Origin of the sequence: Streptomyces sp. NPDC046716 (genome assembly GCF_040645755.1) — a bacterium.
Taxonomy (GTDB): Bacteria; Actinomycetota; Actinomycetes; order Streptomycetales; family Streptomycetaceae; genus Streptomyces.
Map to the genome: position 1 here is coordinate 1 of NZ_JBEYYU010000020.1, position 21,624 is coordinate 21,624.

Here is a 21,624-nt window from a genome sequence, read left to right on the forward strand (position 1 = left end):
CCGGCCATCAGTGCGGCGCCGGAGTTGTCCTGGATCGTGCTGTGCTCGATCACCCAGCCGTCGGTGCTCATGTACTGAGCAGTCGCGACCGCGGCTTTCGTTGTGGCTGAGCGCGCAGTTCCCCGCGCCCCTGGCGGGGCGCTGCTAGCCGTCGAGGCCGATGGAGAAGGCGGCCTCCAGGTCGTGCTGGGAGTAGGTGCGGAACGCGACGTGGGTGTCCGTGCCCTCTACGCCCGGGATCTTGCTGATGCTGCCGGGGATGATGTCCGCGAGGTCGTCGTGGCGGGCGACGCGGACCATGGCGATCAGGTCGTACGTGCCGGTGACGGAGAAGACCTCGCTGACGCTGTCCAGGGCCGCGATCGACTCCGCGATCTCGGGGATCCGGTCCACGCTGGTCTTGATGAGCACGATCGCGGTGATCACGGCTGGCTGTCTCCCTCGGTGGCCGTGGCATGGGTCTGCTCAACCTTAGCCCGGCCCCTGTAGCGCACCCACGCGTAGAGGAACCCGAGCGAGAAGCCGACGAGGTGCGCCAGATACGCGACCGCGGGCCCCTGGGTGTCCTGGCCAGCGGCCGCCCACTGCAGCGCCACCCAGAACGGCAGCACCACCCAGGCCGGGAAGCGCAGGGGCAGGAACAGCAGGAACGGGAACAGGCTCGTCACGCGCGCGTCGGGGAAGAGATAGAGGAAGGCGCCGAGGACCGCCGAGATCGCTCCCGAGGCGCCGACCAGGCTCTGGTGGGAGTCCGGGTGCGCGAGCGCGTACGCGAACAGTGCCAGGTACCCGGTGATCAGGTAGAAGAGCGCGTACTGGATGCGCCCCATGCGCTCCTCGGCCATCGCGCCGAAGACATAGAGGAAGAGCATGTTGCCCAGCAGGTGCAGCCAGCTGCCGTGCACGAACAGCGCGGTGAGCGGAGTGAGGGCGGCGCGTGCGGATCCGGTGAGGAGTTCGGCGGGCACCACGCCCCAGCGGTCGAAATAGGCGGTCTGTTCCGTGAGCAGGCGGGCACCCGTGCCATAGGTGGGATTGAAGCCCGAGGCAGGGGAGAGCACGAAGACCACACAGCACAGCGCGATGATCCCGTACGTGACCGGGGCCGGATGCTCCCTGAGGAATGCGGTCACTTTTCCGAATTTTCCGGTCGCGTCGCGCCCGTCGCCGATCATGGGAAGAGCATGACGCAAGGCGGGGAGCGGGCGGTGTACGGCAGGCCGTAGGGTTACGGGCAATACAGCAAGCACCACGCACCACGCCGTGCACGCGAGGAAGAGATGCTCTGAGATGACGGTTCCCCTGCCGACCGCCACCACCCGCTGGCGCTGCACGCTGTGCGGCAACCTGACCCGGTTCGACGTGACGCGCTCCTCGAAGGTCGTCGAGTACGTCCATCTCGACCTGGCCGGTGAGCCGAAGGTCGAGGAACGCGACGTGGTCAGTGAGACCATCGAGTCGGTCCGCTGCCGCTGGTGCAACGCGGTGGACCAGGTGGAGCTCGTCGACAGGCCGGGCACCGACTCCTGACGGAGCCGGTGCACTCAAGACAATTGGGGTGACGGATGGTGCAGAGCACGGGCGGGGAGGCCAAAGACCCTGAGCCGGCCGCCGCCGAGGTGCTCGACCGGCCGCTGCCCGAAGGCGTACGGCGCCGGGTCGTGCAGATCGTCTCCGACGGCTTCGGCGGGCTGACCATCGGCGAACTTCCCGCGCAGCTGCGGCAGTACGCCCGCTTCACCCCCACGCGCCGGGCCAAGTTCGCGGGCAACGCGATGGCCGCGGCCGTGGAGAGCGACACGATCTTCCGGCAGCGGATCGCCGAGCGGTTCCGTGATGCGCAGCCCGAGCTGGCGGGCGCCCTGGAGTCCGGATCGCCGCCGCCCGCCGCCGACCCCCTCGACGTCGCCGCCGCCGCGTACGTGCTGCGGCCCACGGGCTGGGTCAAGCTGGTCGCCGCCGCCGGTGAGGAGGCGCAGCGCGCCGACGCCGAGCGCGCCGACGAGGAGACCCGCGCCGAGCTGGAGAGCCTGCGTGCCCAGCTCGCCGAGGCGCAGAACCAGACCAGGACCGAGACGGAACGGTTGCGCGCCGAGCTGGAGGCCTCCCGGCGCGAGGCCGACGCCGTGCACCGCAAGCTGCGCTCCGCGCAGAGCGACGTCAAGCGCGGTGAGGCCGCGGTGCGCAAGGCGCGCGGAGAGATCGACGCGGCGCGCGCCGAGGCGCAGGCGCAGGTGTCGGCCGCGGAGAGCGAGACGCGGCGGCTGAAGGGACGGCTCGGCGAGGTCGAGGCGGCCCTGGAGGCCTCCCGGCGCGCGGCCCGCGAGGGGCGCAGCGTCGAGGACATGCGCGTACGGCTGCTCCTGGACACCGTGCTCGACGCCGCCCAGGGGCTGCGCCGGGAGCTGGCGCTGCCGCCGGTGTCGGCCCGGCCCGCCGACTCCGTGGACGCCGTGGAGCCGGGGAAGATGACCCCGAAGGACATCGCGGCGCGCGCCCTGCACGAGCACGACCCGGCGATCCTCGACCAGTTGCTGGCGCTGCCGCAGGCGCACCTCGTGGTCGACGGCTACAACGTCACCAAGACCGGCTATCCGACGATGCCGCTGGAGAAGCAGCGGCTGCGGCTGCTCGGCTCGCTCTCGCAGCTGGCCGCGCAGACGGGTGCCGAGGTGACCTGTGTCTTCGACGGGGCGGAGCTGGCCGCGCCGGTGCTGCTCGCGCCGCCGCGCGGGGTCCGGGTGCTGTTCTCCAAGGCGGGTGTCACGGCCGACGAGTTGATCCGGCAGCTGGTGCGCGCCGAGCCGCCCGGCCGGCCGGTGATCGTCGTCTCGACCGACCGCGAGGTCGCGGACGGCGTGGCGAAGGCCGGTGCGCGTCCGGTTGCGTCCGTCATGCTGCTGAAGCGGCTGTCCCGGGGCTGATGTCCGCATTCGACGGAACGGCAACCTCCGTTCCGTTTGCCCGAATTGGCGAAACCTTCACGCAACGTAGCGTCAAAGCGACATCACTGCATGTGAGTTGAGTGCAAAGAATGCAGGGGGTGACCGAGATTTTTCTCGACAGGATTTGAACTGATCACAAGAAGGTCACTAGGGTCGGGCCTCGAACCTCCGCTCGGTTGATCACTCACATGAGGTGAGTGACGGTGGAGGGGCACCGCCCATCGGGTGTTCTTTGGGCGGCTGGAGGAAGAAGGAGCTCGCCTTCGTGGCGTCCCACCGTCGACCCAAGCAGCCGAGCCGCACCCGCGTGACCGTGCTCACCGCGACCGCCGCCGCTGCCGTGGCCCTTACGTCGCAGGCGGCCAGCGCCGCCCCCAAGCCCGACAAGAGCGAAGTCAAGGCCAAGGTCGACAAGCTCTACGAAGAGGCGGGCAAGGCCACCGACCTCTACAACGGGGCCAAGGAGAAGCAGAAGAAGCTCGAGAAGGAGATCGGCGACCTCCAGGACAAGGTCGCCCGCGAGCAGGACGAGCTCAACGAACTGCGCACCGGCATCGGCGCGATGGCCAGCGAGCAGTACCGCTCCGGCGGCATCGACTCCTCCGTCCAGCTCTTCCTCTCCGCCGACCCGGACGACTACCTCGACAAGGCGTCCACCCTCGACGCGCTCTCCGCCCAGCAGCTCGAGTCGCTCAAGAAGGTCCAGGCGAAGCAGCGCACGCTGGCCCAGGAGCGCGCCGAGGCCGCCGAGAAGCTCAAGGACCTCGCCGACACCCGCACCGAGCTCGGCAAGAAGAAGAAGGAAGTCCAGGGCAAGCTGGGCGAGGCGCAGAAGCTGCTCAACTCCCTGACCGCCGCCGAGCGTCAGCGGATGGCCGACGCCGAGACGCGCGCCAGCCGCTCCTCCGCGAGCCGTGTCGACCTCGGCAACGAGGCGGCCGCCTCCAAGTTCGGCGCCGCCGCCCTGAGCGCCGCGGCCACCCAGCTCGGCAAGCCGTACGTCTCCGGCGGCACCGGCCCCAACTCGTACGACTGCTCGGGCCTGACCCAGTACGCGTACAACGTGGCCGGCGTCGGCATCACCCGGACCACGTACACGCAGCAGAACGACGGCACCAAGATAGGCATGAGCCAGCTCAAGCCGGGTGACCTCGTCTTCTTCAACAACCTCGCGCACGTCGGTCTGTACGCCGGCAACGGCCAGGTGCTGCACGCTCCGCACCCCGGCGCCGTCGTCCGCTACGAGTCGATGAGCACGATCGGTTCGTTCCAGTTCGGCGTCCGCATCTGATCCTCGTACCAACGGCCTGAGGAGATCGAGAAACGCGCCCGTTCGGGCGAATCCCGACACCTTCCGCTGACCCCGCGCCCCGCCCATGACCTGCGTCAGAGGCGGGGCGCCGGTGTGTGCGCACCGTGAAGGGTCTTTGGTGAGGGGGTGGTCGCGCGGCTACTGTCGGCCCGCACTTCCCCCGAGCTGAAGCATGGGGGACCGTCAGCGGAAGGGGAGCTGTCGCCCGTGGGGTCCCATCGCCGTACAGCGCACTCTCGGCAGTCAGGGTTCGACCTCGGCTCGCGCGTCACCGTCCTGACCGTCGCCGCGGCGGGAGCCGCCGCATTGCTCGGTGCCGCACCCGCGGGCGCGGCACCGCAGGACAGGCCCGCCGACACCAAGGCGGAGGTGGACCACCTCTACGAGCAGGCGGAGCAGGCCACCGAGTCCTTCAACAAGGCGGACGAGCGCGCCGACCGGCTCCGCAAGGACCTGGCCAGGACCCAGGACGAGGTGGCGCGCGGGCAGGAGCGGATCAACAAGATGCGGCAGGCGCTCGGCATGGTGGCCGGCGCGCAGTACCGCACCGGCGGTATGGATCCCTCGCTCGTCCTGATGCTCTCGTCGGACCCGGAGGGCTATCTCGACCGGGCCGGCACGATGGACCGGATTAGCGCCCGGCAGGCCGACGACCTGGCGGAACTGCAGGGCGCCCAGCGGCAGCTGGCCCAGCAGCGGGCCGAGGCCCAGCAGCAGCTCGCCGAACTGACCCAGAGCCGCAAGGCCGTCGCCAAGCACAAGCACACCGTCGAGAAGAAGCTCGCGAAGGCGCGGCGGCTGCTCAATGCCATGACGGCCCCCGACCGGGCGGAGTTCGAGCGGGCCTCGCGCGGCGGCGCCCGTCCCGACCTGGCGGGCGCGGGTCCGGCCTCCTCGTCGCGGGCCGCCGCGGCCCTGGCCGCCGCGCAGTCGGCGCTCGGCAAGCCCTACGTCTGGGGCGCCAGCGGGCCGTCCGGTTTCGACTGTTCGGGCCTGACCCAGTGGTCGTACGCGCAGGCGGGCGTCGGCATCCCGCGCACCTCGCAGGCGCAGCGGAACGCGGGACAGCACGTGTCCTTGTCGCAGGCCCGCCCCGGCGATCTGGTCACCTACCGGGACGACGCCAGCCACGTCGGCATCTACGCGGGCAACGGGCAGGTGATCCACGCGCCCTACCCGGGCGCCGCGGTCCGCTACGACCCGGTCGGCATGATGCCCGTCTCATCCGTGACCCGGCCGTAGGCGCTCCTGCCCCGGTCCGCCGTACGATCGGCAAGATGGCTGGTCGTCGGCGTGCGATGAGCAGGGCGGGGTCCTTCGTGGCGCTCGGCGCCCTGCTCGCCGCCGTGTCCGCGTGCGGCGGCGGGGACGGGGCGCCCACGGACGCCCGCTCGACCGCCGTGCAGCACGTCCTCGACCGGCGGGCGGCGGCCGTCGTCGCCGGGGACACGACGGCGTACCGGGCCACCGGCGACGCGGACCCGACGCTCCTGTCCGACCTCGCGGAGGTCCCGCTGGACGGCTGGAGCTACCGGCTCACCGCGCTCGGCCGCACCGAGCACGCCCGCGCCACCGCCACGGCCGAACTGCGCTACCGCGTCGAGGGCTACGACAGGTCGCCCGTCGTCACCGAGCGCACGCTCACGCTCCGGCAGCGGGCCGGGCACTGGTACGTCATCGGCGACCGCCCCGCGAAGAAGTCCGCCCAGCAGCTGTGGGAGCAGGGCCGGGTGACGGTGGTGAAGGGCGCCCACAGCCTGGTCCTCGGCGTGGGCCAGCGCCGCTCGGAGCTTCGGTCCTACGCGGCCGACGCCGACGACGCGGTGCCCGCCGTGGACAGCGCGTGGGGCACCGACTGGGCGCGGCGCGTGGTCGTCGTCGTCCCCAAGTCGCTGGACGGCATGGGCGGGTTGCTGGGCGCGCCGGCCTCCGGCTATCAGGGGATCGCGGCCGTCACGACGGGCGAGGCGGGCGGCTCGCGCACGGCCCCCGCGGACCGGGTGATCATCAACCCCGAGGCGTACCGGGTTCTCGGGTACTTCGGCAAGCAGGTCGTCCTCACCCATGAGGCGACGCACGTGGCGACGCGCGCGGACACCTCGGCGGCGACGCCGCTGTGGCTGTCGGAGGGGTACGCGGACTGGGCCGGATACCGGGGCAGCGGCCGCACCCCGGCCCAGGCCGCGCCCGAGCTGCAGAGCGCGGTGCGCGGCGGCACGGCGCCCGGCACCCTCCCGGACGACGCCGACTTCGGCTTCAGCGGTGACTCCGCCGACCTCGCGCAGGCCTACGAGAGCGGCTGGCTGGCCTGCCGGATGATCGCCGACGACTGGGGCGAGGAGAAGCTCAACGCCCTCTACAAGGCGGTCGGCGAGCACCGGGAGCGGACCGGGGCCGTGGACGGCGCCCTCCAGAGCGTGCTCGGCATCGACGAGCGGGAGTTCGTGGCGCGCTGGCGGTCCTACGTCCGGGAGCAGCTGGGCTGAGCCGGGGCCCGGTCAGCCGCCGAGCGCGGTGAGGGCCTCCCGCAGCCAGGCCCGCTCGGCGCGGCCCGTCGCACGCGCCACCTGGAGCATGCCGCGCCGGAACAGATCGTCGGGCTCCTCCGCGCGCACCGGCCGCTTCTCCGCGTCGTAGAAGAAGCTCGCGGGGGTCTCCAGGAAGTCCAGGCGGCGACGGAGGACCGCGGCCTGCTCGGCGGGGTCGGGCAGGTGGCGCAGGAACGCCAGGAGCGTGTTGAAGCGGGTGTGGTCGCTGATCTCGATCTCTTTCGGCCGGCGCAGGCGGTCCAGGAGGTCCGCTCTGCCCGCGTCGGTGAGCGTGAGCACGCGCCGCTGGGCCGCCCGCGTGCCCGGCGCCGCGTGCTCGTCGAGCCTGCCCGCCTTCAGGAGCCGGGTGATCGCCGGGTAGAGCGCGCCGTCGCTGACCGGGCGGACATGGCCGCTGAGCGCCTCGATGCGCTCCTTCAACTCATAGCCGTGCAGCGGCCGTTCACAGAGGAAGCCGAGAATCGGCAGCTCCAGCACGCGGCCTCCGGGGGGAATTGTGAATGCGGGGAGGCCCATGCTACCTCTTTTCGAGGTAATCGATACCTCGAAAAGAGGCATGGGCTGTGATGGCAACAGGGGCGGGAATGACAGACGCCGAACACCGCGGAACGCTCATCGGGCTGGCACGGCCCGTCTACTTCTCGCTGCTCGCCTCCGTGGCGGCCGGGATCATCAACACCGTGTGGGTGGCCGGGCTCGGGGGCGACGCCGTCGCGGCCGTCGCCGTCGCCACGAACGTGGAGAACGTGCTGCTCGGCGTGGCCCTCGTCTTCGGCTCCGGCACGACCGTGCTGGTCGCCCACGCGCGGGGCGCCGGGGACCCGGGCGCGGTGCGGGCCGCCGTGCGGGGCGGGGCCGGGCTGTGCGCGCTGGTCGTGCCGGTGGTCGTGGCGGGCGGCTGGCTCTTCCGGGCGGACCTGGCGCGGCTCGTGCTGGGCGGCGGGGACGAGCACGGCGCGTTCCGGCTCGCCGTCTCGTACTTCGCGGTCTCCATGCCGGGCATGGCCGTCTTCTTCGCGCAGCAGCTCGTCGACGGGATCCTCAAGGGCGCGGGCGACACCCGCACCCCGATGCGGCTCGCCCTGCTCGCGAACGGGCTGATCCTCGCCGCCGACCCGCTGCTCATCCACGCGTACGGGGTCGTGGGCGCCGCCGTCTCCACGGTGGCGGCCCGGCTCGTCGCGCTGGCCGTGGGAGTGGTGGTGATGCGGCGCGACGCGGTGCTCCGGGCGGCCCGCACCGCGCAGGGCGGGGAGCGGCTGACCGTCTCCGTGCGGCGCACCCTGCGCACCGGTCTGCCGATGTCCGCCGACTTCACCGTGCGGCAGACCGGCGCGCTCGCCCTGGTCGCGGTCGTGGCGCGGCTCGGGGTGACGTCGGTGGCCGCGTACGCCGTCGCGTACAAGGTCCTCTACGTCGCGACGATGGCCGCCTACGCGGTGCGCCAGGCCGCGTCCATCCACACCGCGCACCGCCGGGGCGCGGGCCACGACGAGCGCGGGCCCATCGGGCGGCAGGCGGTCCTGGTGGCCGGGGCGGCGGGGCTCGTCGCCGCCGGGCTCTTCCTCGTCCTCGCGCCGTGGCTGCCGCGGGCGTTCGGGGCGCCGCACGAGGTCACCGCCGAGGCGGCCCTGTTCCTGCGCTGCGTGGGCCCGTACCTGGTGCTGATGGCCGCCTTCATCGCGCTGGGCGGTGTCTTCGAGGGCAGCGGGGGAGCGGGCCGGGTGCTGCGGGTGACGGCGCTCGGGACGGCCCTGCAACTCCCGTGCGCCCTGTGGCTGTCAGAGCTGTGGGGGCTGCCCGGGGTGTGCGCCGCGCTCGGCGCCACCATGGCCGTGCAGTGCGCGGCCCTGCTGTTCCTGGCCCGGCGGGCGGTGGCTCAGGAGCCGATCACCGAGTTCTCGCGGGCCGCCTGAGCGGGGAGCGGGCGCCGCTCGGCCAGCCGCGGTTCGGTCACCGTCGCCCGCCACAGGCGACGGCAGGCCGAGAGCGACGCCACGACCAGCAGGCCGTTGCGGACCAGCAGCAGCGTCAGCCCCAGCGCGTCGCTCGCGACCACGTGCGAGAACCAGATCGGGAACTCCAGGAAGGTGACGAACGTGGCCGCGAGCACCAGCCACACCGGCAGCGTCATCCGGCTCTCGCGGAACAGCAGACAGACGGCCGCGAGCCCGACCAGCCACAGCATGTACTGCGGGCTGATGACACGGCTGGTGGTGGTGAACAGCAGCACCGCCGTGAGCGCCGCGTCGGCGAGCGTGGCGGGACCCCAGGCGCGAGCCTTGAGCCGCCACAGCAGCAGCCAGCCGAAGGCGAGGGCGGTGAGCACCTGCGCGAGCATGCTCACCAGGTCCACGTACGGGCCGAGGAACTCCACCGAGCCGTAGTTCAGCTGTACCGTGCCCGACCAGCCGAACTGCCGCGCCACGTGGAAGACGAGCGAGCCCAGCGACTCGACCTCGGTGCCCCGGTCCCGCTGGAAGGTCAGGAAGGCCATGGCGCCCGGCATCGCGATGACGAACGCCAGGACGAGACCGCCCACCGTCAGCGCCGCGGAGCCCCACGCCTCCAGGGTGGCCCGGCCGCGCCGGGTGCCGAGCAGCAGCAGCGCCGGCCACACCTTCAGCATCGCGCCGATCGCGGCCAGCACCCCCGCGGCCTTCGGGTGCCGGGCCGCGGCGAGCACCGCCGCGACCGCGACGGCGGTGACCATCACGTCGTAGCGCGCGTACACCGTCTGTCCCAGCAGCGGCAGACCGGCGATCCACACCCACACACCGCGACGCGACGCGCCCCGCCGCTCGGACAGGTGGAGCAGCATCAGGAGGACGACCGCGTCCGCCAGGAAGGCGAGCAGGAAGAACGCGGAGGCGTACTCCAGGAACGGCAGCAGGGCGGGCGAGAGGATCGCGACCGCCGCGGCCGGCGGGTACTGCCACGTCACGTCGTCCAGAGGGAACGTTCCGGTACGCAGGATGTCGAACCAGCCGTGGTAGATCACCGAGACATCGCTGGTCACATCGGGTCCGGGAACGACGATGACCTTGAAGACGCAGAGCAGGAGCAGGGTCCTGGTCAGGACCCAGGTGAACAGCAGTGCGGTGGGATTTCGCGTCTTCATTCGACTCATCATGCCGGGGCGCACTGTGCCCTGGCCATGGAACCCGGCGGCGTGGCGCGATCCGACGGCCCGGTTCGGTACTGTCTGCGGCGATGCACCAGACACCCAAGACGCTGCTCGTGACGAACGACTTCCCGCCCCGCCCCGGCGGCATCCAGGCGTTCCTGCACAACATGGCGCTGCGGCTCGATCCCGAGCGGCTCGTCGTGTACGCCTCGACGTGGAAGCACGGCCGGGAGGGCGCCGAGGCGACGGCGGCGTTCGACGCCGAGCAGCCGTTCACCGTCGTACGCGACCGTACGACCATGCTCCTGCCGACGCCGCGCGTGACCAGGCGCGCGGTGGGCCTGCTGCGGGAGCACGGCTGTACGTCGGTGTGGTTCGGGGCGGCCGCGCCGCTCGGGCTCATGGGCTCCGCGCTGCGCAAGGCGGGCGCGCGGCGGCTGGTCGCGACGACGCACGGGCACGAGGCGGGGTGGGCGCAGCTGCCCGCATCGCGCCAACTGCTGCGCAGGATCGGCGAGTCGACGGACTGCGTCACGTATCTGGGCGAGTACACGCGCTCCCGGATCGCCGCCGCGCTCACGCCCGAGGCGGCGGCGCGGATGGTCCAACTGCCGCCCGGGGTCGACGAGAAGACCTTCCACCCCGGGTCGGGCGGAGACGCCGTCCGGGCCCGGCTCGGCCTCGCCGACCGGCCCGTCGTCGTGTGCGTCTCGCGGCTCGTGCCGCGCAAGGGGCAGGACACGCTGATCCTGGCCATGCCGCGGATCCTGGCCGCTGTGCCGGACGCCGTGCTGCTGGTCGTCGGGGGCGGGCCGTACGAGAAGGAGCTGCGGCGGCTCGTCGCGGAGACCGGGGTGGCGGACTCCGTGCGGTTCACCGGGTCCGTGCCGTGGGAGGAGCTGCCCGCGCACTACGGCGCCGGTGACGTGTTCGCCATGCCGTGCCGCACGCGGCGCGGGGGGCTGGACGTCGAGGGGCTCGGCATCGTGTACCTGGAGGCCTCCGCGACCGGGCTGCCCGTGGTCGCCGGGGACTCCGGCGGGGCGCCGGACGCCGTGCTCGACGGGGAGACGGGGTGGGTCGTCCGGGGCGGTTCCGCCGAGGAGGTGGCGGATCGGGTGGTGCCGTTGCTGCTCGATGCCGAGTTGCGGGCGCGGATGGGGGAGCGGGGGCGCGCCTGGGTCGAGGAGAAGTGGCGCTGGGATCTGCTCGCCGAACGCTTGCGGGAGTTGCTGTAACGGGGCCGTTGTCGGGCGCGGGCCCGGTGGGGGCGGTCGCGCAGTTCCCCGCGCCCCTGTTGGGTTGTCGTTCGGCTGCGGCCGGTGGCCGCTTCTCGCGCAGTTCCCCGCGCCCCTGAGGGCGAGCTTCGCTCGCTTCAGGGACGCACGACGAGAGCCGCAGTGGGCCACCGGCGCTACAACCTCAGCCCCGGTACAGCGCCTCGATCTCGTCGGCGTAGTCCTTCGCCACAACGTTTCGCTTCAGCTTCAGCGAGGGCGTCAAGTACCCCGACTCCTCGGTGAACTGCGTACCCAGGACGCGGAACTTACGGACCGACTCCGCCTTGGACACGGCGGCGTTCCCGTCATCCACGGCCGACTGGATCGCGGCCAGCAGATCGGCGTCCCCGCGCAGTGAGGCCACCGTCGACCCGGAGGGCTTGCCGTGGTCGGAGACCCACTTGCCGAGGAACTCCTCGTCGATCGTGACGAGCGCGCCGACGAACGGCCGCCCGTCCCCGACGACCATGCACTCGGCGACCAGCGCGTGCGCGCGGATGCGGTCCTCGATGACGGCGGGCGCGACGTTCTTGCCGCCGGCCGTCACGATGATCTCCTTCTTGCGGCCGGTGATCCGCAGGTACCCGTCCTCGTCGAGGGTGCCGATGTCCCCGGTGTGGAACCAGCCGTCGGCGAGGGCCTCCTCCGTCGCGCCCTCGTTGTTCCAGTAGCCCGTGAACAGGTGCTCGCCGTGCAGCAGCACCTCGCCGTCGTCGGCGATCCGGACCACCGAGCCGGGCAGCGGCTGGCCGACCGTGCCGATCTTCTGCCGGTCCCACGGGTTGAATGCGGTGGCCGCGCAGGACTCGGTGAGGCCGTAGCCCTCCAGGACCGTGAAGCCGATACCGCGGAAGAAGTGGCCGAGCCGCTCACCGAGCGGCGCGCCGCCGGAGATCGCGTACTCGCCGCGCCCGCCGAGCACGGCCCGCAGCTTGCTGTAGACCAGCTTGTCGAAGGTCTTGTACTTGAGCTTCAGGGCCAGCGACGGGCCCTTGGGGGTGTCGAGCGCGCGGCTGTACTCGATCGCCGTGTCGGCGGCCTTGTCGAAGATCTTGCCCTTGCCGTCGGCCTGCGCCTTGGCCCGCGCCGAGTTGTAGACCTTCTCGAAGACGCGCGGCACGCCCAGGATCAACGTAGGACGGAACGCGGCGAGTTCGTCCGTGAGGTTCTTGATGTCCGGGGCGTGGCCCAGCTTGATCGGGGCCATCAGCGAGGCCACCTGGACCAGCCGGCCGAAGACGTGCGCCACCGGCAGGAAGAGCAGGACCGAACACTCGCCCGTGCGGAACAGCGGCTTCAGGCGCTCGACCACATTGCCGCACTCCGCGAAGAAGCTGCGGTGGGTCAGCACGCAGCCCTTGGGGCGGCCGGTGGTGCCCGAGGTGTAGACGATGGTCGCCGGGTCGTCGGCCTTGGCGACGGCGCTGCGCTCGTCGACCGTGGCGTCCGGCACCTCGGCGCCGGCCCGGTTCAGCTCCTCGACCCCGCCCGCGTCGATCTGCCAGACGTGCGCGAGCTGCGGCAGCGCGCCGCGCACGGAGTCGACGGCGGCGCTGTGACCGGCCGACTCGACGACGATCCCGACGGCGCCGGAGTCGCCGAGGATCCACTGGATCTGCTCCGGCGAGCTGGTCTCGTAGACCGGGACGGTGACCGCGCCCGCGCTCCAGATCGCGAAGTCGAGCAGCGTCCACTCGTAGCGCGTACGGGACATGAGGCCGACGCGGTCGCCCGGCTGCACGCCGGAGGCGATCAGACCCTTGGCCGCGGCGCGGACTTCGGCGAGGAAGACGGTCGCGGTGACGTCCTGCCAGGTGCCGTCGATCTTGCGGCCGATGACGGCGACGTCCGGATGCTGCGCGGCGTTTCTGCGGACGATGTCGGTCAGATTGCCGTCGGCAGGGACCTCGTACAAAGCCGGAAGGCTGAACTCGCGCAAGACTGCTGCTCCTCATAGGGCGCCGGCGCCACGACTCTGTGTGCTGCGTCGGTGCGGTCCAAGATCGGGCAGGTGCTCAGTCCCTGAACTGGTCGATCTGGTTGAACTGAGCACGACTGGACTGCCCGGACGTTACCCACCAGTACTGCTTTTTCGGTAGGGGGTCCAGGCCAGATGTTCGCTGCGTCACACGTCACGGCGGTGCTCTGCGCACAGTAGTCCAGCCGATTCCCGACTCGGAAGTAACCGCAGGTCCGGCGGGCTCTACCCACCATAGGCCGGTCGTCCTAGGGTGATCGCATGCGCGTTCATGTGGTCAGCGATGTGCACGGAAACTCCACCGACCTCGCACGGGCCGGCGACGGGGCGGACGCTCTCGTCTGCCTCGGTGACCTGGTGCTCTTTCTCGACTACGCGGATCACTCGCGCGGCATTTTCCCCGACTTGTTCGGAAAGGAGAACGCCTCGCGGCTGGTGGAGCTGCGCACCGCCCGCCGTTTCGACGAGGCGCGGGAGTTCGGGGCGCGCCTGTGGGCGGGTGTCGACCGTAGGCCCGCCATCGAAAAAGCCGTGCGCAAGCAGTACACGGAGCTGTTCGCCGCCTTCCCCACTCCGACGTACGCCACGTACGGCAACGTCGACGTGCCCGACCTGTGGAGCGAGTACGCGGGGCCGGGCACGACCGTGCTCGACGGACAGCGGGTCGAGATCGGCGGCCGCGTCTTCGGCTTCGTCGGCGGCGGCCTGCGCACCCCGATGCGGACCCCGTACGAGATCGACGACGAGGAGTACGCCGCCAAGATCGAGGCCGTGGGCGAGGTCGACGTGCTGTGCACCCACATCCCGCCCGAGGTTCCCGACCTGGTCTACGACACCGTGGCGCGGCGGTTCGAGCGCGGCAGCCGGGCGCTGCTCGACGCCATCCGCCGGACCCGTCCCCGCTACTCCCTGTTCGGCCACGTCCACCAGCCGCTGGTCCGGCGGATGCGGATCGGCGCCACGGAATGCGTCAACGTCGGCCATTTCGCGGGTTCGGGCAGGCCCTGGGCCCTGGAGTGGTGACGGCGCGGTCACTCGCGCGCGATAGCCTGCACGCGACGCGCACCCACGGACGCACCCCAGCGCGGCGCACCCACCCCTGACCGGTATCCGGAGGAGCCACGGCGATGGCGGAACACACCAGTTCGAGCATCACGATCGAGGCGGCACCGGCCGACGTCATGGGGGTGATCGCCGACTTCGCCCGCTATCCGGACTGGACCGGCGAGGTGAAGGAGGCCGAGGTCCTCAGCTCCGACGACGCCGGCCGCGCCGAACAGGTCCGGCTCGTCATGGACGCCGGCGCGATCAAGGACGACCAGGTCCTGAAGTACACCTGGGCCGGTCCGAACGAGGTGTCCTGGTCCCTCGTGAAGTCGCAGATGCTGCGCTCCCTCGACGGGTCCTACGTCCTCACGCCCTCCGGCACGGGCACCGAGGTCACCTACTCCCTGACCGTCGACGTGAAGATCCCGCTGCTCGGCATGATCAAGCGCAAGGCCGAGAAGGTCATCACGGACCGCGCGCTGGCCGGACTGAAGAAGTGGGTGGAGTCGGGCGCCGCGAAGTAGCGCCCCCGGCCCCGGCATGGCCGTGCTGCCCTGAAGGTAGCCTCAAGGCCCATGCGCACCCTCTTCGTCACCGGCCCCGGCGGTTCCGGCAAGACGGCCGTCGCCTCCGCCACCGCTCTCCGGGCCGCCCGCGACGGCGCGCGCGTCCAGCTGATCGGCGCGGACTTCCCGGGCACCGCCGGCGCCGTGGACGGGCTCCCCGGCGTCACCGTCACCCGGCTCACCCCGGCCGACGACTTCCGCGCCGATCTGCTCGCGCTCCAGGAGCGGGCCGGCTCCGGACTCGATCTGCTGGGCGCCTCCCGGCTCGACGGCGACGAACTCACCCCGCTGCCCGGAGCCGAGGAGCTGGCCCTGCTGCGCGCCCTGCGGGACAGCGCCGACGGACCGTACGACCTGGTCGTCGTCGACCTCCCGGCCGCCCCGCGCGCCGTCGCCCTGCTCGCCCTGCCCGAGCAGCTGCGCCGCTATCTGCGCCGGCTGCTGCCCGCCGAACGGCAGGCGGCCCGCGCCCTGCGGCCCGTCCTCGGCCGGCTGGCCGGAGTGCCGATGCCCGCGGAGTGGCTGTACGAGGCCGCCACCCGCTGGGACGGCGAACTCGCCGCCGCACAGGCGGTGATCGACGACGCCGACACCTCCGTACGCCTCGTCGTCGAGCCCACCGAGGCCGCCGCCGAGACCCTGCGCACCACCCTCGCCGGACTCGCACTGCACGGACTGCGCCTCGACGTGCTGCTCGCCAACCGCCTCCTGCCCGACGGCTCCACCGACCCGTGGCTCGCCGACGCCGCCGCCCGGCAGCGCAAGGTGATCGCCGAGTGGCAGCACGAGACGCACCCGATCGCGCACCTGGGCCGGGACCCGCGCCCCGCCGACCTGGACGTACCGGCACCGCCCACCGGTCCCGTACCCCCCGTGACCTGGCCCGTCGAGGACCGGCTCGCGGAGGACGGGGTGCTGGTCTGGCGGATCCCGCTGCCCGGCGCCGTGCGCGAGGAGCTGAGCCTGGTGCGCCGCGGCGACGAGCTGGTCGTCGGGGCCGGCCCCTTCCGCCGGATCGTCCCGCTGCCCTCAGCCCCGCGCCGCTGCACCGTCGCCGGAGCCGGTCTGGTCGACGGGGAGCTGTGCGTACGGTTCGCCCCCGACCCGGATCTGTGGCCGCAAGCACGGTGAACCCCCTGCACCCGTTCGGGTAACGTCGAAGATGCAACCGGTTCAGGAAACCCTCAGCTCTTCGCAGGAGTCAGCGCCATGAGCGACGCCACCGAGAAGCCCGTAGACGCCGACGCGTGGGAGAAGGCGTGCGCCGAGGACCTCGCCGAGGAGAAGGCCCGCCGCCGTGCCGAACACGGGGCGCCGCCCGGCTCGGCCGCCGAGGAGCTGAAGAAGCTCGTCGACGCGGTCGCCGAGAAGCTCTCCGGGTTCTCGGGTGCCCAGGCCCCCTTCCTCGGCTCCGTCGCACAGGGCACCGCGGAGCAGGTCGCCAAGCAGGCGGTCCGGCAGGTCCGCAATGTCGTCGAGCCGGTCATCGAGCGCAACTCCGACGTCTTCGACCACCTCGCCGCCGCCGGTTCCGAGCTGCTCGCCGCCTACCGCTCCGCGGTCGAGGGCCAGGAGCGGCGCTGGACCCAGGGCGCCCCCGAGGGCCGGCCGCCCGAGCCCCGCGGGCCCGAGGACGAAGGCCCCGGCGGGGAGCACATCGACCTGGACTGAACGCCGCTCAGGTACGGTGGGCCGTAGCGGGGCTCGACCGAACTGAGGGATTCATGGGACTCACCATCGGCGTCGATATCGGCGGCACGAAGATCGCGGCCGGCGTGGTCGACGAGGAGGGGAACATCCTCTCCACGTTCAAGGTGCCGACGCCTTCCACGCCTGACGGGATCGTGGACGCGATCGCCTCGGCCGTGGAAGGTGCCAGGGCCGGTCACGAGATCGTCGGCGTCGGCATCGGGGCCGCCGGATACGTCAACCGGCAGCGCTCCACCGTGTACTTCGCGCCGAACATCGACTGGCGCCAGGAGCCGCTCAAGGAGAAGGTCGAGGGACGCGTCGGCCTGCCCGTCGTCGTGGAGAACGACGCGAACGCGGCGGCCTGGGGCGAGTACAAGTTCGGCGCGGGCAAGGGCCACCGCAACGTCATCTGCATCACGCTCGGCACCGGCCTCGGCGGCGGCATCATCATCGGCAACAAGCTGCGCCGCGGTCACTTCGGCGTCGCCGCCGAGTTCGGCCACATCCGCATGGTGCCGGACGGGCTGCTGTGCGGCTGCGGTTCGCAGGGCTGCTGGGAGCAGTACGCGTCGGGGCGCGCCCTGGTGCGCTACGCCCGCCAGCGGGCCAACGCGACGCCGGAGAGCGCCGAGTACCTGCTGTCGCTCGGCGACGGCACCCCCGAGGGCATCGAGGGCAAGCACATCTCCATGGCCGCCCGGCAGGGCGACCTGGTGGCCGTCGACTCCTACCGCGAGCTGGCCCGCTGGGCCGGCGCGGGCCTGGCCGACCTGGCCTCGCTCTTCGACCCGTCGGCGTTCATCGTCGGCGGCGGCCTGTCGGACGAGGGCGAGCTGGTCCTCGACCCGATCCGCAAGTCGTACAAGCGCTGGCTGGTCGGCGGCAACTGGCGGCCGGTGGCCGACGTGATCGCGGCCCAGCTCGGCAACAAGGCGGGCCTGGTCGGCGCCGCCGACCTGGCGCGGGAGCCCGACCCCGTCATGTGACATCCGCACGGCCCGGTGCCCGTCGTTCCCCCCGGGGGCGGCGGGCACCGGCGTATCTTGATCGTCATGGACTCCGGCTCCCTCAGCGACCTTCCCGAACTGCCCAACTCCGTTACGGAACCCGACGGTTCGGCCGTCATCCGCGTCCTCAGCTACAACATCCGCTCGATGCGCGACAGCCCCGTGGCCCTTGCCCGGGTGATCAAGGCCTGCGCCCCCGACCTGGTGCTGATCCAGGAGGCGCCCCGGTTCTTCCGCTGGCGCAAGCAGCTCGCCCGGCTCGCCCGCGCCGCGAACCTCGTGTACCTCTCCGGCGGCGGCAGCGCCGCCGGGCCCGCGCTGCTCTGCTCCCTGCGCGCCACCGTCGAGCGCACCGACGACGTCCTGCTCCCGCTCAACCCCGGCCTGCACCGGCGCGGCTTCGCGACCGCCGTCGTCCGGTTCGGCGGCGCACAGGGTCCACGTGTGGGTGTGGTCAGCTGCCACCTCAGCCTGCAGAAGGACGAGCGGTACGCGCAGGGCGGGCTCCTCCTCGACCGGATCGCGGAGCTGGGCGTCGAGCACGTCGTCGCGGGCGGCGATCTCAACGAGCGGCCGGACGGACGGACCTTCCGGCGGCTGAGCGCGACGCTCCAGGACTGCTGGGCGAAGGCGCCCTGGGGCGGCGAGTACACCTCGACGCCGGACGACCCCCATCAGCGCATCGACGCGATCCTGGCCACCAAGGGCGTGGAGGTGCTGGGGTGCGGGGTGCCGGCCTTCCTGGACACGGACGAGCTGAGGGCGGCCACGGACCATCTGCCGGTCCTGGCCGCCCTCAGAATCCCCGCCGCGTGAGCTACGGGCGCTGCTTCACCTTGTCGGTGATCGCCCAGCTGTCCAGGGAGGAGAGCTGGGTGTAGGTCTTCTTCTTCGCACCGTCACCCGAGGTGCGGACGTCCCGGAAGCCCAGGAACGCGTAGGTCTTCGGGTCGAAGAGGAACGCCAGGTGGCCGTCGACCTGGCGGCCGCTCGGGTCCAGGGTGCAGACGACCGCCACACCGGTGCGGCCCTTCGCGTCCCGCTCGCCGGGCACCACCTTCACGCCCGGCACCATGCCGAGCGCCTCGTACGAGGCCGCGCGCAGACCGTCGGGCATCACGGGGATCAGCTTGAGCAGACCGGTCAGGGAGAACTGGACCTCCCACCAGTCCTGGGTCGTGAGCCGGTCCAGGGACTTGCTCCCGCCGCCCGCCTTGCGCTGCAACGCGAGGATCAGCTTCTCCGGGTCGGTCGGCAGCTTCTTCAGCGTGTCCCACTCCTGCGTCGGCCACATGCTCTCGTTCTTGCCGAGCGGCTCCGACCACCAGCCCCTGCCGATCTCCATCACCCAGGAACGCCTGGAGCCGTCCACCGACTTCCAGTTCTCGTCGACGTACGACTTCGTCTCGCCCGTCTTCTGGTTCGTCTCCTTGATGATCTCCTTCGTGTAGACGAACTGGTCGTCGCGCGGCGGCGTCGTGACCGGCAGCCCGTGCTCGCGGTCGTAGGCGGCGGCCCCGGCCAGCACGACCCGGGCGTTCACCGAGCGCACCTGCTGCTTCTGGGCGGTGGCCGGAGCGCCGTCGTCAGCGCGCACCGCCACCAGGACGGTCGCGGCGATCGCTGCCGTGGCCAGGCCCGACACGGCGATCCGCAGGCCGGGCCGCTGCCACAGCGGACGCCGGCGGTTCTCCGTCGCGGACAGCAGGCGGGTACGGGCTCGGTGGCGGGCGGCGGGGTCGAGGGGCCCGGCGTCCCCCTCCCAGGTGCTCAATTCGTCGAGGATCGGGTCGAGTTCGCGGTCAGTCATGGGCGTGTGCCTCCCGGAGGGCGGTCGGAGCGGTCGGATCGGTACCGCCCAGTGCTTCACGCAACGCGCTGCGAGCCCTGCTCAGACGGGACCTGATCGTGCCCACCGGCACCCCCAGGGCCTCGGCCGCCTCCTCATAGCTGAGGTCGGTCCAGGCCACGAGCAGCACCACGTCCCGCTGCCGCGCCGGAAGGGCGGCGAGGGCGGCCGCCAGCTCCCGGCGCAGACCGTGCGCACCGGCCCGGGACACCGCGCGATCGGCCACCGGCTCCTCGTGCTGGACCGGCTCCGGCAGGCGGGACAGCGCCTTGAAGCGGCGCGCCTCCGCCCTGCGGTGCCGGCCGACGAGGTTGGTGGCGATCCCGAAGAGCCAGGGGCGGGCGTCGCCGGATCTGTCCGGGTCGTAGCGGTGGCGCTGCTTGAAGGCGGTGGTGAAGGTCTCCGCCGTCAGATCTTCCGCCGCTTCGGGGCCGAGCCGCCGCGCCGCGTAGTGGTGCACGGCGTCGGCGTACCGGTCGAAGAGGGCGGCGAACTGCTCGGGCTCCTCCCGCGACCGTTCGATCGCCCGGGCGTCGCTCTCGCCGTGCTGATGCAGGCGGTGCTCCCGGGGTCTGACGGCCATCGGGGCTCCTTTCGTCCGTGTGAACGCCTTGAAGGCTTGGGCTGGTTCACCGGTACTTCGCCGCAACGCCCGATCGGGTTCCATCCGGTACGGCGAAGGCCCGGCCGGAAGCTTCCGGCCGGGCCTTCATCCGCTTACTCGTACAGGTCAGACGACCGCGCCGCGCCCCGGGTCGTCGTCCTCCTCGTCGCCCGGCTGCATCCGGGCGACCAGCGTCGCGAAGCCGCCCAGGAAGCCGCCGATGCAGACCGTCGCCAGCCACCACGTCATGTCCCAGCCGAGCAGCACCGCGAGGAGCAGCAGCAGCGGGCCGCCGACCACGGCCAGCCAGGCGAACTTCGCCGTGACGTCGGCCTCCGGGAGCGAGGGGTCCGGCGGCACGAAGTGGCCCTCGTCGTCGTCCCCGAGGTCGTCGTCCGCGGGCTCGGGCGCCGTGTAGTCGCGCGGGCCCCGGGGTGTGGCGACACCCGGGGCGAAGGAGACCGAGGAGCCGAGCGGGCCCGGGGTGTCCTTGCGCGGTCCGGCGTCGGGGGAGTCATTGGTCTCCGGGTCCAGGAGCGCCAGGTCCTCCACCGACTTGAACGGCTTGGCGCCCGGCGGGTCCGGCGGCTCGTCGCCGTATCCGGCGACGATCTCGGCCCAGGCCGCGTCCTCGTCGGCCGGCAGCAGCGGGTCGGGCTGCTGTCCGTCCGCCGACTGCTCCGGCTCGTGCGGTTCGGGCTTCTCGGGCTCCCGCCGCTCCTCCTGCTCAGCCACCGCTGGCCGTCCCTTCCGCGCTCTCGCCGGGGCTGGTCCCGCCCTCGCCGGAGGTCTGGCCGGCGCGGGGGGCGATCCGGTCGATGAACGCAAGGCTCTCGTCGAAGATCCGGTCCGCGTCATGGTCCAACGTCGCGACGTGGTAGCTCTGTTCCAGCAGGATCTCGGTGACGTCCGTCGACGAGACACGGCTGAGCACGCGCGCGGAGTCGGCGGGCGGCACCACGTGGTCCCGCACGCTGTGCAGCACCACCAGCGGCTGGGTCACCTGCGGCAGCTCACGGTCGACGAGCCGGAAGAACTGGCGGAGCTGGTGCGCCGAGTGCAGCGGCACCCGGTCGTAGCCCACCTCCTCCGAGCCCTCCTTGGCGATGTCGCTGGCGATGCCCTTGACCGTGGGGACCAGGTGCCGGGCGACGGGGAGCGCGTGCGCGGCCAGGCCGTGCACCTTGTTCCCCGGGTTCACCAGAACGAGACCCGCCACCTCGTCCCCATGGCGGGCCGCGAGCCGCAGCGCGAGCGCGCCGCCCATCGACAGACCGAAGACGAAGACCTGGGCGCAGCGCTCCCTGAGGTCGCGCAGCGCGCGGTCCACCTCCGCGTACCAGTCCTGCCAGGCGGTGACCGAAAGGTCCTCCCAGCGGGTGCCGTGTCCGGGCAGCAGTGGGAGCGAGACGGTCAGACCGCGCTCGGCCAGAAACTCCGCCCAGGGGCGCAGGGACTGGGGCGAACCGGTGAAGCCGTGACAGAGGAGGACGCCGATCTCGCCGCCGTCGTGGCGGTACGGCTCGGCTCCAGGAAGGACCGGCACCTTCGGTCTCCTGTTCGTGGGTGTGTCGGGGGCGGCGGGGCATCGGGAGTGAGGTCTTCACCGTACGCGACCGGACTGACACCGACCAGGGTCGTCGGGCCCTGTACCGGCCCTGCGGGTTA

At 72.1% G+C, this 21,624-nt stretch carries 22 protein-coding genes; 13 read left to right on the plus strand and 9 right to left on the minus strand.

Translation table 11 applies throughout. The annotated features are described in order from the left end of the window. Nucleotides 1-144 precede the first annotated feature (144 nt). Together ABZ930_RS16980 and ABZ930_RS16985 are read right to left on the minus strand one after the other, a co-directional pair. Entirely contained in the window at nucleotides 145-426 is a 282-nt protein-coding gene (locus ABZ930_RS16980; protein WP_361548249.1) for an Lrp/AsnC ligand binding domain-containing protein, read from the minus strand. Then, complete coding sequence (locus ABZ930_RS16985; protein WP_361548252.1) at nucleotides 423-1,133, minus strand: rhomboid family intramembrane serine protease; 711 nt, start codon at nucleotides 1,131-1,133, stop codon at nucleotides 423-425. Before ABZ930_RS16985 ends, ABZ930_RS16980 begins: the two co-directional genes overlap by 4 nt. Before the next feature lie 157 nt (nucleotides 1,134-1,290). Here ABZ930_RS16985 and ABZ930_RS16990 point away from each other — a divergent pair, with 157 nt between their 5' ends. The 5 genes from ABZ930_RS16990 (at nucleotide 1,291) to ABZ930_RS17010 (ending at nucleotide 6,743) form a co-directional block, all read left to right on the plus strand. Beyond that, nucleotides 1,291-1,530, plus strand: coding sequence for a hypothetical protein (locus tag ABZ930_RS16990; protein WP_111661836.1), 240 nt, complete (start codon nucleotides 1,291-1,293; stop codon nucleotides 1,528-1,530). Between the two features lie 35 nt (nucleotides 1,531-1,565). Continuing rightward, complete coding sequence (locus tag ABZ930_RS16995) at nucleotides 1,566-2,924, plus strand: NYN domain-containing protein (protein ID WP_361548255.1); 1,359 nt, start codon at nucleotides 1,566-1,568, stop codon at nucleotides 2,922-2,924. A 286-nt stretch (nucleotides 2,925-3,210) separates the two neighbouring features. Then, nucleotides 3,211-4,236, plus strand: coding sequence for an NlpC/P60 family protein (locus tag ABZ930_RS17000; protein WP_361548258.1), 1,026 nt, complete (start codon nucleotides 3,211-3,213; stop codon nucleotides 4,234-4,236). Between the two features lie 228 nt (nucleotides 4,237-4,464). Further along, a complete protein-coding gene (locus tag ABZ930_RS17005; RefSeq protein WP_361548261.1) occupies nucleotides 4,465-5,499 on the plus strand; it encodes an NlpC/P60 family protein in 1,035 nt (344 codons plus the stop codon). Between the two features lie 35 nt (nucleotides 5,500-5,534). Beyond that, nucleotides 5,535-6,743, plus strand: coding sequence for a hypothetical protein (locus ABZ930_RS17010; RefSeq protein WP_361548264.1), 1,209 nt, complete (start codon nucleotides 5,535-5,537; stop codon nucleotides 6,741-6,743). A 12-nt stretch (nucleotides 6,744-6,755) separates the two neighbouring features. On the opposite strand, the gene ABZ930_RS17015 is transcribed toward ABZ930_RS17010, so the two are convergent. Then, nucleotides 6,756-7,283: a PadR family transcriptional regulator gene (locus tag ABZ930_RS17015; RefSeq protein ID WP_361548267.1), complete on the minus strand. Its 528-nt coding sequence runs from the start codon at nucleotides 7,281-7,283 to the stop codon at nucleotides 6,756-6,758. Nucleotides 7,284-7,390: 107 nt separating this feature from the next. Between ABZ930_RS17015 and ABZ930_RS17020 the strand changes: the two genes are divergently transcribed. After that, entirely contained in the window at nucleotides 7,391-8,722 is a 1,332-nt protein-coding gene (locus tag ABZ930_RS17020) for an MATE family efflux transporter (RefSeq protein WP_361548269.1), read from the plus strand. Here the strand turns inward: ABZ930_RS17020 and ABZ930_RS17025 are convergent. Then, nucleotides 8,686-9,927, minus strand: coding sequence for a glycosyltransferase family 87 protein (locus ABZ930_RS17025; protein WP_361548272.1), 1,242 nt, complete (start codon nucleotides 9,925-9,927; stop codon nucleotides 8,686-8,688). The genes ABZ930_RS17020 and ABZ930_RS17025 overlap by 37 nt on opposite strands. 92 nt (nucleotides 9,928-10,019) lie before the next feature. Here ABZ930_RS17025 and ABZ930_RS17030 point away from each other — a divergent pair, with 92 nt between their 5' ends. Beyond that, nucleotides 10,020-11,171 (plus strand): glycosyltransferase family 4 protein, encoded by a 1,152-nt coding sequence (locus tag ABZ930_RS17030; RefSeq protein WP_361548275.1) that lies wholly within the window; start codon nucleotides 10,020-10,022, stop codon nucleotides 11,169-11,171. A 184-nt stretch (nucleotides 11,172-11,355) separates the two neighbouring features. Here ABZ930_RS17030 and ABZ930_RS17035 read toward each other — a convergent pair whose 3' ends face one another. Next, nucleotides 11,356-13,152: an AMP-dependent synthetase/ligase gene (locus ABZ930_RS17035; protein WP_361548278.1), complete on the minus strand. Its 1,797-nt coding sequence runs from the start codon at nucleotides 13,150-13,152 to the stop codon at nucleotides 11,356-11,358. Between the two features lie 300 nt (nucleotides 13,153-13,452). On the opposite strand from ABZ930_RS17035, the gene ABZ930_RS17040 reads away from it, so the two are divergent. The 6 genes from ABZ930_RS17040 to ABZ930_RS17065 all read left to right on the plus strand — a co-directional run bounded on the left by ABZ930_RS17040 (nucleotide 13,453) and on the right by ABZ930_RS17065 (nucleotide 18,319). After that, nucleotides 13,453-14,214 (plus strand): metallophosphoesterase, encoded by a 762-nt coding sequence (locus ABZ930_RS17040; protein ID WP_361548281.1) that lies wholly within the window; start codon nucleotides 13,453-13,455, stop codon nucleotides 14,212-14,214. Nucleotides 14,215-14,318: 104 nt separating this feature from the next. Further along, the gene (locus tag ABZ930_RS17045) at nucleotides 14,319-14,762 is read left to right on the plus strand and encodes an SRPBCC family protein (protein WP_361548284.1); all 444 of its coding nucleotides are present in this window, start codon (nucleotides 14,319-14,321) and stop codon (nucleotides 14,760-14,762) included. 51 nt (nucleotides 14,763-14,813) lie between these two features. After that, nucleotides 14,814-15,935 (plus strand): ArsA-related P-loop ATPase, encoded by a 1,122-nt coding sequence (locus ABZ930_RS17050; RefSeq protein ID WP_361548287.1) that lies wholly within the window; start codon nucleotides 14,814-14,816, stop codon nucleotides 15,933-15,935. Nucleotides 15,936-16,013: 78 nt separating this feature from the next. Continuing rightward, the gene (locus tag ABZ930_RS17055) at nucleotides 16,014-16,475 is read left to right on the plus strand and encodes a DUF5304 domain-containing protein (RefSeq protein ID WP_361548290.1); all 462 of its coding nucleotides are present in this window, start codon (nucleotides 16,014-16,016) and stop codon (nucleotides 16,473-16,475) included. Nucleotides 16,476-16,528: 53 nt separating this feature from the next. Next, a complete protein-coding gene (locus ABZ930_RS17060) occupies nucleotides 16,529-17,482 on the plus strand; it encodes an ROK family glucokinase (protein ID WP_361548293.1) in 954 nt (317 codons plus the stop codon). A 66-nt stretch (nucleotides 17,483-17,548) separates the two neighbouring features. After that, complete coding sequence (locus tag ABZ930_RS17065) at nucleotides 17,549-18,319, plus strand: endonuclease/exonuclease/phosphatase family protein (protein ID WP_361548295.1); 771 nt, start codon at nucleotides 17,549-17,551, stop codon at nucleotides 18,317-18,319. A 1-nt stretch (nucleotide 18,320) separates the two neighbouring features. On the opposite strand, the gene ABZ930_RS17070 is transcribed toward ABZ930_RS17065, so the two are convergent. The 4 genes from ABZ930_RS17070 to ABZ930_RS17085 form a co-directional block, all read right to left on the minus strand. Continuing rightward, nucleotides 18,321-19,313, minus strand: coding sequence for a CU044_5270 family protein (locus tag ABZ930_RS17070; RefSeq protein WP_361548297.1), 993 nt, complete (start codon nucleotides 19,311-19,313; stop codon nucleotides 18,321-18,323). Next, on the minus strand, nucleotides 19,306-19,935 hold the full coding sequence (locus ABZ930_RS17075) for an RNA polymerase sigma factor (RefSeq protein WP_361548300.1): 630 nt from the start codon (nucleotides 19,933-19,935) through the stop codon (nucleotides 19,306-19,308). Before ABZ930_RS17075 ends, ABZ930_RS17070 begins: the two co-directional genes overlap by 8 nt. A 147-nt stretch (nucleotides 19,936-20,082) precedes the next feature. Then, entirely contained in the window at nucleotides 20,083-20,691 is a 609-nt protein-coding gene (locus ABZ930_RS17080; protein WP_361548303.1) for a hypothetical protein, read from the minus strand. Then, a complete protein-coding gene (locus ABZ930_RS17085; RefSeq protein ID WP_361548306.1) occupies nucleotides 20,684-21,502 on the minus strand; it encodes an alpha/beta fold hydrolase in 819 nt (272 codons plus the stop codon). Before ABZ930_RS17085 ends, ABZ930_RS17080 begins: the two co-directional genes overlap by 8 nt. Nucleotides 21,503-21,624: the final 122 nt, after the last annotated feature.

Coding starts and splice junctions, on each gene's coding strand:
- ABZ930_RS17055 (WP_361548290.1), top strand. CDS start 16,014: ATGAGCGACGCCACCGAGAAGCCCGTAGACGCCGACGCGTGGGAGAAG.
- ABZ930_RS17025 (WP_361548272.1), bottom strand. CDS start 9,927: ATGAAGACGCGAAATCCCACCGCACTGCTGTTCACCTGGGTCCTGACC.
- ABZ930_RS16990 (WP_111661836.1), top strand. CDS start 1,291: ATGACGGTTCCCCTGCCGACCGCCACCACCCGCTGGCGCTGCACGCTG.
- ABZ930_RS17030 (WP_361548275.1), top strand. CDS start 10,020: ATGCACCAGACACCCAAGACGCTGCTCGTGACGAACGACTTCCCGCCC.
- ABZ930_RS17065 (WP_361548295.1), top strand. CDS start 17,549: ATGGACTCCGGCTCCCTCAGCGACCTTCCCGAACTGCCCAACTCCGTT.
- ABZ930_RS17075 (WP_361548300.1), bottom strand. CDS start 19,935: ATGGCCGTCAGACCCCGGGAGCACCGCCTGCATCAGCACGGCGAGAGC.
- ABZ930_RS17040 (WP_361548281.1), top strand. CDS start 13,453: ATGCGCGTTCATGTGGTCAGCGATGTGCACGGAAACTCCACCGACCTC.
- ABZ930_RS17020 (WP_361548269.1), top strand. CDS start 7,391: ATGACAGACGCCGAACACCGCGGAACGCTCATCGGGCTGGCACGGCCC.
- ABZ930_RS17060 (WP_361548293.1), top strand. CDS start 16,529: ATGGGACTCACCATCGGCGTCGATATCGGCGGCACGAAGATCGCGGCC.
- ABZ930_RS16995 (WP_361548255.1), top strand. CDS start 1,566: ATGGTGCAGAGCACGGGCGGGGAGGCCAAAGACCCTGAGCCGGCCGCC.
- ABZ930_RS17070 (WP_361548297.1), bottom strand. CDS start 19,313: ATGACTGACCGCGAACTCGACCCGATCCTCGACGAATTGAGCACCTGG.
- ABZ930_RS17045 (WP_361548284.1), top strand. CDS start 14,319: ATGGCGGAACACACCAGTTCGAGCATCACGATCGAGGCGGCACCGGCC.
- ABZ930_RS17010 (WP_361548264.1), top strand. CDS start 5,535: ATGGCTGGTCGTCGGCGTGCGATGAGCAGGGCGGGGTCCTTCGTGGCG.
- ABZ930_RS17050 (WP_361548287.1), top strand. CDS start 14,814: ATGCGCACCCTCTTCGTCACCGGCCCCGGCGGTTCCGGCAAGACGGCC.